At 67.9% G+C, this 3579-nt stretch carries 3 protein-coding genes and 1 pseudogene; all 4 read right to left on the bottom strand.

Translation table 11 applies throughout. The features are described from left to right. Nucleotides 1-828 (bottom strand): ABC transporter substrate-binding protein (locus tag ACXJKR_RS27360; protein ID WP_457325508.1); only part of this gene is annotated, 828 nt, incomplete at its 3' end. After that, nucleotides 825-2831 (bottom strand): amidohydrolase family protein, encoded by a 2007-nt coding sequence (locus ACXJKR_RS27355; protein ID WP_457325507.1) that lies wholly within the window; start codon nt 2829-2831, stop codon nt 825-827. The genes ACXJKR_RS27360 and ACXJKR_RS27355, both read right to left, overlap by 4 nt. A 15-nt stretch (nt 2832-2846) precedes the next feature. Then, complete coding sequence (gene rnhA / locus ACXJKR_RS27350) at nt 2847-3335, bottom strand: ribonuclease HI (protein ID WP_056198020.1); 489 nt, start codon at nt 3333-3335, stop codon at nt 2847-2849. Then, nucleotides 3332-3579, bottom strand: a pseudogene (locus ACXJKR_RS27345) (SAM-dependent methyltransferase); the annotation flags it as partial. The gene rnhA and the pseudogene ACXJKR_RS27345, both read right to left, overlap by 4 nt.

Genomic DNA, 3579 nt, shown 5'->3' with positions numbered 1-3579 from the left:
GTTGGGGTCCTTCTTCAACTCGTCCAGCTCGGCCGGGCCGACCGGGTAGGCGATGTCGCATTCGTCGCGCTTGAGGCGCTGGGCGCGCACGCTGGCATCGGTCGTGATCGCGAAGACGAGCTGGTCGGCGCGCGGCCTCTCGTCCTTGCGCCACCACGTCTGGTGCTTCACGTAGCGGATGACACTGTCGGCGCGAAAGCTCTTGAACTGGAAGGGCCCGGTGCCGACGGGCATCTGCGTGATGCGCTGCGGCGTGCCGGCCTTGAGCAGCTGGGCACCCAGCTCGGCCGACTGGATCATCGTGAAGGCGAAGCTCAGCGCCGACAGGAAGGACGCGTCGCGCTCGGCCAGCGTGATGCGCACCTGGTGGTCGCCCAGCTTCTCAACCTTGGCGATGAGTTTTTCCCAGCCGAAGGACATCACATAGGGCGACACGCTGGGCAGGGCCTTGGCGAAGGCGCTGTCGCGGCTCAGCAGGCGGCCGAAGGTGAAGATGACGTCGTCGGCATTGAACTCGCGCGTCGGCTTGAAGCCTTCGACGGTATGCCAGGTCACGCCTCGGCGCAGCTCGAAGGTGTAGGCCAGGCCATCGGGGCTGATGCTCCAGCTCGTTGCCAGGCCAGGAATCAATTGATCCGTGCCGCGCTTGACCTCGATGAGGTTGCTGAAGATGGGCATGTGGGCGACATGGTCGATGCCGCTGTCGGTCATCGCCGGGTCGAAGGTCTTGGGGCTGCCGGCGGCGCAGAAGCGCAGCGTCGTGTCGGCCTGGGCGATCAGCGGCAGGGCCAGCAGCAGTGCGGCCAATCGCTTCAATTCCGGCTTCACTTGATGATCTCCGCGGCGGGCACGAAGGGCAGGATGCCCATGGATTGGTAGAGGGCCGAGGGCGACAGCGCTTGCTCGCCCTTGATGACCAGCGCAATGCGCCGGATGGCGCGGATGTCGGCCACCGGGTCGCCGTCGATCAGCACGAGGTCGGCGCGCTTGCCGCGCTCGATGCTGCCAATCTCGCTCAGGCGGTCGCTGTATCTGGCGCCGTTCCAGGTCGCGATCTTCAGCGCCTGCGCGGCGGGGATGCCGGCCTGCACGTAGAGCTCCAGCTCGCGCTGCAGCGCAAAGCCGGGCGTTGCGTCCGTACCCGCCACCAGCGGGATGCCGGCCGCGTGCATGCGGCGCAGCAAGTCCATCATGACCTTCCAGCTCGCGCCCCAGCGCCGGGCCTTGGTGTCGTCCATGTCGACTTCGGCCGACAGATAGCTGCGCTGCAGCACAGCCGGCCAGTTCGCGGACACCATCGCATAGCTGGGATTGGGCTGCCCCTGGCGCTGCGTGTACTGGGCCTCGAAGGCCGTCATCGTCGCATCGACGACCGTGCCCTTCTTCTTCAGCAGGGCCAGGAAGTCCTGCGTGCGGCGGTCATTGAGCTTGAGGTCGGCCGCCTTGTCGCCGGGCAGGTTGAAACGCAGCAGGGTGCGCGTGTCGTCGCCCTTGCTGACCAGGAAGTTCAGCGTGACCTGGTTGATGTGGTGCAGCTCGTCGTAGCCCGCCTCGACCGCCTGGCGCGCCGTCATGAAGGCCGGCACATGGCCGCCGGTGCGCAGGCCCAGCGAGCGCGCATGCGCCACCATGGGCTTGACCCACTCGGGGCGGATGGAGTTGTAGAGCTTGAGCTGGCGGTAGCCGTGGGCGGCGTACCAGTCGATGGCGGCCAGGGCCTCGTCCAGGTTGTCGGCCACGAAGTCGGACTGCGAAGAGAACGGGCTCTTGCCCTCGATGAAGCCATTGGCCGCGATGCGTGGGCCCAGCACCTCGCCGCGCTCGATGCGGCCTTTCAGTTCGGCCAGGTCGGCATTGCTGTTGCCGACATCGCGCACGGCCGTCACGCCCGCGGCCAGGTTCAGCAGCAGCGCGCTGGCGTCCAGGTGGGAGTGCATGTCGATGAAGCCCGGCAGCAGGGTGCGGCCCTTGCCGCTGATGCGCTGGGCCGGCTCGGCGTTCTTCAGGCTGCCGGGCTTGGCTATTGCCGCGATGCGCCCCTCGAGCAGGTAGACATCGGACGGCCCGCGCAGCACGGCGGCCTGCGAGTCGAACCAGCRCACGCCTTCGATGACGGTCAAGCCGGGCAGCGGCTTGGGCAGGGTCTTGGCCAGGCGCTCCAGCCGCGCCAGCTGAGCAGCCTTCTGCACGTCGGACAGCCGGTCCATCTCGGCCTCGAAGCCCTGCAGCAGCGTGCCGCCCCAGCCCGGCGAGACCTGGGCGAACAGCGCCTGGTTGTCCTCGCGCAGCCAGAGGTAGCTGGGATCGAGGTCCAGGCCGTCGATGGCGTACAGGCCAACCTCGAAGCTGGCACCGGCCGGCTTGAGCGTCTGCACGCGCTCGATGCTGATCTGGCCCACCGGCAACGCGGCCGCGCGGTGGTCGGAGCGCTGCAGCAGGGTGCGCGCCAGGCGGCCGGCCCAGGCCGGGCTGGCCTGCACGGGCAGATAGACGAGATCGCGGCCCACGCCGGGCTTGTCGCCGCGGTCCACGGGCGAGCGCCAGCTGGCACGGCCGTCCTTGAGCTCGAAGCTTTCGTCGATGCGCGCGCCGTAGGTTGAGACGCCCTCGGTGCGGTAGGCCGCCCAAGTGCCGTCTGCGGCCAGTTCCAGCACCTCCTTCTGGTCGGGCCCGCGGCCGTTGTTGCGGTAGCTGTAGTCGGTCTCGAGGCGGGTGGCCGTTTCGGTGACCTTGAGGTGACCGCAGGCGGTCTTGGCACACACCACGGTGTAGGTCTGGGCCTGGACAGCGCCGGCAACACACAGCGCGAACAGCAAGGGCAGCAGCTTCATGAGGCGGTTTCTGTCTTAGGTGGCGCGGACTTTACTGAGGGAGGCGACACCCTTGTTTGCGAGCATGTCCGCGCGCTCGTTGCCGGGGTCGCCCGCATGGCCCTTGACCCAGCGCCAGTCGACCGTATGCAACTTGCGCAGCGCGTCCAGCCGCTGCCAGAGGTCGGCGTTCTTGACCGGCTTGCCGTCGGCCGTCTTCCAGCCACGGCGCTGCCAGTTGATGATCCATTCGGTGATGCCCTTGCGCACGTATTCGCTGTCCAGGTAGACGACGACGTCGCAGCTGCGCTTGAGCGAGGCCAGGGCCTCGATGGGCGCGGTCAGCTCCATGCGGTTGTTGGTCGTCTCGCGCTCGCCGCCGAAGAGCTCCTTGTCGTGGCCGCCGCTGCTCAGCCAGGCACCCCAGCCGCCAGGGCCGGGGTTGCCCTTGCAAGCGCCGTCGGTATAGATGGTGACCTGCGGGCGCTTGATGAGGGTGGTGGGCTTGGGGGTCGGTTCGGTCATTCTTTTTTGTGATGGTTGTTCAGCGCGACGGCGGGCGCCTTTTTTGCCGCTGCACGCGAGTTCTTGGCCAGGCCGATCATGCGCATGCCGTGCACGCGCTTGACCGCCTGGATGAAATAGACGGCGCCCAGCACCGGCCACCAGCGCGAGCCGATGCCGTCGACCCAGCGCCAGCGCTGCAGCCAAGCCTCGGAGCGCAGCGGCGGCCGATAGATGCCGAAGCGCGCCGCCTCGACGTCAAAAC

The sequence above is a fragment of the Roseateles sp. P5_E11 genome (genome assembly GCF_054049355.1).
The sequence above is the reverse complement of the archived record's forward strand: the minus strand, read 5'-3'. Positions and strand labels throughout refer to the sequence as shown.

Excerpts from the sequence above, each read along its gene's own strand:
- rnhA (WP_056198020.1), bottom strand. The coding sequence starts at position 3,335 with ATGACCGAACCGACCCCCAAGCCCACCACCCTCATCAAGCGCCCGCAG.